Origin of the sequence: Azorhizobium doebereinerae UFLA1-100, from assembly GCF_000473085.1 — a bacterium.
In the GTDB taxonomy this organism is placed as follows: domain Bacteria; phylum Pseudomonadota; class Alphaproteobacteria; order Rhizobiales; family Xanthobacteraceae; genus Azorhizobium; species Azorhizobium doebereinerae.
In genome coordinates this window covers 1-3851 of record NZ_AXBA01000080.1, presented here as the reverse complement: position 1 = coordinate 3851, position 3851 = coordinate 1, and the positions used below count along the sequence as shown (strand labels likewise).

The 3851-nt window shown below is 64.0% G+C and carries 4 protein-coding genes; all 4 read right to left on the bottom strand.

What is annotated here, in order from left to right; genetic code table 11:
• On the bottom strand, positions 1-317 hold a 317-nt coding region (locus tag YU1_RS0125455; RefSeq protein ID WP_029006452.1), incomplete at its 3' end, for a Mu-like prophage major head subunit gpT family protein.
• 30 nt (positions 318-347) lie between these two features.
• Positions 348-755: a hypothetical protein gene (locus YU1_RS0125450; protein ID WP_029006451.1), complete on the bottom strand. Its 408-nt coding sequence runs from the start codon at positions 753-755 to the stop codon at positions 348-350.
• 22 nt (positions 756-777) lie between these two features.
• On the bottom strand, positions 778-1728 hold the full coding sequence (locus YU1_RS32285) for a phage protease (protein WP_051357362.1): 951 nt from the start codon (positions 1726-1728) through the stop codon (positions 778-780).
• A 455-nt stretch (positions 1729-2183) separates the two neighbouring features.
• A complete protein-coding gene (locus tag YU1_RS0125440) occupies positions 2184-3410 on the bottom strand; it encodes a restriction endonuclease PLD domain-containing protein (RefSeq protein ID WP_156922480.1) in 1227 nt (408 codons plus the stop codon).
• Between the last annotated feature and the right edge of the window lie 441 nt (positions 3411-3851).

Genomic DNA, 3851 nt, shown 5'->3' with positions numbered 1-3851 from the left:
AGCTCGAAGCGCGGGGCATAGATGCCGAGCCGGTCGTCCTCGATGTCGTCGCGGCTCACCGAGACCGTCAGCTCGAACTTGCGGTTCTTGATGGCATAGCCGTGCGACCGCAGGCCATGCACCTGGCGGTCGCCGATCCATTCCCGCATCTTCGGAATGTCGCCCAGCCAGCCATAGGTCTCTTCCGACGAGGTGGACGGCACCACGGTGCACAGGGTGGTGTAGAGCGCGCTGACGCCCGCAAAACCCTTCTGGAAATTGGTCTTGAAGCCCTTGTTGATGGCCGAGATCAGATCGGGCGTGACGACGCGGGGCATGGGGCTCTCGCTTCTAGGTAGGGGTTGGGATCAGAAGCCGAGGCGGACCCAGACGCCCTGGGCGTCCAGGTCGATCACGGCGCCGGCTTCCGAGCGGGTGTTGCCGCCATGGGTCTTGGCCACGGTCAGGTCATCCACCAGGAAGCAGGGCTTGCCGATCTCGGCCGCCGTCACGGCATCGGTGGCGAGGTTGAACAGGCGGAAGGTGCCGCGCCGGGTGGTGATGCTGATGGCGCCGTCCGCCCCGCCGGAATTGTCGGCGGTGGCATCGGCAATGCCGAGCACGATCAGGCCAAGGCCGGTCTTGCCCGGCTTGGCGAGGCCGCCCTCGCTGACGGTGACGGCGCCGCCATGGATCACCACGTCAGCGGCGACGGGGGCGGTGGAGGTGACGCCGGCCTTCTCGGACACGACGCGGGGGGCAGTGAGAGCGACCATGATGGGGGAGCCTTTCTAACGATCAGGCGGCCGGAAGGCCGTTGGCGGCGCGGAACTCGGCTTCGGTGAGGCCCAACTGGCGGATCACCTCGTGATCCTCGGCGCTGAGCAGCGCCGGATTACCGTCCGGCGGGGTCTTGCCGCCGAGGCCTGAGGCGCCCAGCAGCTCCGGCGCCGAGGCCAGCAGCTGCTCCACCGCGGCAAGGCCGGCATCGGAGGCGCACAAGGCGACGTAATGGTCACGCTGCGCCGGCAGGATCTTCTTGGCCTGCAGGGCGCCCTCGATCACCGCTTCCACCTTGCTGGTGCGCTGGGTGGTGCGCAGGGTGTCCAGCTCGGTGGAAACGGCGGCGAGCTGCGCGACCGCCGCCTCATGCACCGCCTTGGGCACATGCGCGGTGGGATCGGCCGAGGTCTTTAGGGTGGTGACGGCGGCGAGGCACTCGGCCTCGCTCGCGGTCTCGGCCAGGCCAAGCGCGGCAAGCACGGTCTTCATGGGGATCTCCGGGATGTGGGAGGGATCGGCCTGCGCCAAGGCCGGCTGGGCGGCGAGCGCCGGGGATGCCACCAGCGCCACGCTCTTCAGCCACAGCGCCTCGCCGTTCGGGGCGGGAAAGGCCGGCGAAACATAGGGATAGGCCTTGAGCAGCGCGGGCGCGGCGGCGGGGTCGATCCACGCGACGCGGCCATAGAGCGCCGCACCGTCCTGCTCCAGCGCGGTGACGAAGCCCACCGGGTCCGCCCGCTCGCCCTTGGGCGCCAGGATCTCGGTGGCGTGGTTGATGTCGAGCGGCACCTTCAGGCCATCGGCCTGGAACCGGGCCATCAGCCGGGCGAAGTCGATGGCGAACGCCCGGCCGTCGCGGGTGCGGATGGCCCCGCCCTGCGGGAACAGCATGATGCGTTCCGGCGCGGCGTCCGTGGGGCCGGCGGCGAGAACGGTCAGGATGTGGGTATGGACGGCGTTCGACATGCCCCGACCATGCCGGGCCGGCGGGCGCGGATCATGGGCGACAGGTGTCGCCGGGAGGGGGGGCAAATCGGGGGGAACGGGGGGACGTTAGCCCGACAGCGGGGATGGCGCCAATATCCCGCGCGTGGGAGGCGCGTTAAAGGTGGTTTGAAAGCCGGTGGCGGGTTTCTGCGGGCGGCGGCGGACATCCGCGCGTCGCGACGAGAGATCGTTGCCTGCGGCGATCCGCAGCGACGCCTTATGACGACGGCTTGAGCCGTTCACTGGCCATCACCGATTCTGACCTATCGCGGACATTGCAAAACTGCGTTGGGTAAGTCTGGAATGGGGTGGAAAGCGGCCTGGCCGATTCAGACCTATTTAACTGCTGTCGGTCCGTGTGCCTGGTAGACAATAAATCGCGGTGACTGTTTAGAGTTGGTTGCAAGACCTGCCTGTATCCGTTTCAAGCGTACTCATCGCGACGGTGCGTAGTAGATCGCGTCGAGCATTGCCACGCGCGCATCCCACAGATCCCGGTTTCGGTCCGTCGGACGCGGCGTTGTATACCAGGGAGCCTGCCGGATCGGTTCAATGACGCGTTCCCAGTAATTTTCGAGATTGAGGGTTGTCGGCGCGAACGCGAGCGCTTCGGCAATACCCCGCCGATTTTCGCCGTTCACGCATACGAAGACGTCGGGACGCTTCATCGCGAGCAGCCGGGTCGCAGGCGCTAGCCGGGCGATCCGGGCGCGACCTAAAAACGAGGCGGTGAAGGCTCCGACATATTTGTTGAACTGATCCTCCGTGACGTCGCCGCGCCGTGGGATCATGTCGAGCGCCGCAGCGAGTTCGGCATTCTGTTCTCCGATCAGCTGGGCGAAAGTGCCAGCGCCGCCCATTGATCCGAACCAGCCCCAGTCGAGATCGTCGAGGCCGGCCTCGAAGGCTTCGCCCTCGCCGATAGTACCGGCGATACCCTTCCACTCGACGACGGAGAGGTCAGCGATCGAGACGGCCTTCACAAACATCTGCTGGATGATCCGCAGCAGCTTCATCCGTTTGGTGAAGTCGTGGTGGCGATCGGCTCGGGCCTTCTCGGTGAATGTGGCCCAAGACATCGTCGAGAGCGCTGCGTTGAAGCGCTCAAAGCTCTTCTTCTCATCAGGCAGCGTCGGGTTCCTCGGCCTCGGCTTGCTGAGGGCGGCTTCTGCTTGGCGGCGATAGCTCGTCGCAAGCGATTTGGTGATCGGCAGATGCAGCGGTTTATAGGCATCAAACTGGTCTCGGATCTGCGCAAAAAAGGCATCATCGATGTTGCCTTTAACGTGAACGCTTGCCTCGAAATTCTTGCCAAGGCCGCCACCGGTAAAGTTGGCGCTGCCGACGATCGCTTCTGCTTTCATGTCTGTGGTAAAATAGTAGATCTTCGGATGAAAGCAGCCCGGTCGGTTTTTCGCGACATAGGCACCACGTACCCCTACAAGGCGATCGACAAGATCGGGATCTGTGGCAGAGAAGTCGAGCCCGATGAGGACAGTCTCAATGCGAGCTTTGTGAGCTAGCAGAGTGTCGGCAACGTCGGTCAATTGTCCCCACGCCACCGCCATCGAAATGTGATCGTGCTTCCCGATCAGCGCTTTTAGGCGCCGTCCCATTGAGTTGGCGTCCAGTAATGAGATGCGCATGATCGACGTCCCCACCTGATCTTTTAACTCTGCAAATAGCACCCGTCAGGATTTCGCGATACGAGGATGGAACTGCTGCAGGAGCGTAAACAAGGTCCACTTGGCTGGGAACAGCGAAGGAGGCCGCGGCGAGAGCGTCTCGTACTTCGGGGAAACCCGATTCGCTGCCAAACTGTGTCATCTAGGCGCAGATCGGGGACCAGCCCGTTTAACGCGCCGTTCAAGCGCCGAGCCACTCTGCTCTTCGTTGCAGGGCAGGAGTGTAACTGCGCCTCTTGCATCACCAATGCCATGCGCATCGCCACTTCCTGGTGAGGCGATCGGGCAGCCTACTGTTGAGCGAGGTACTGGTTGCAGGTACGCTAGGCTCAGGACTCATTGATCACAGCCAGAAGATGACGACTGCTGCGATGCATATGGCAGAGAAGAAGGTGTGGGCGCATCGGTCGTATCGCG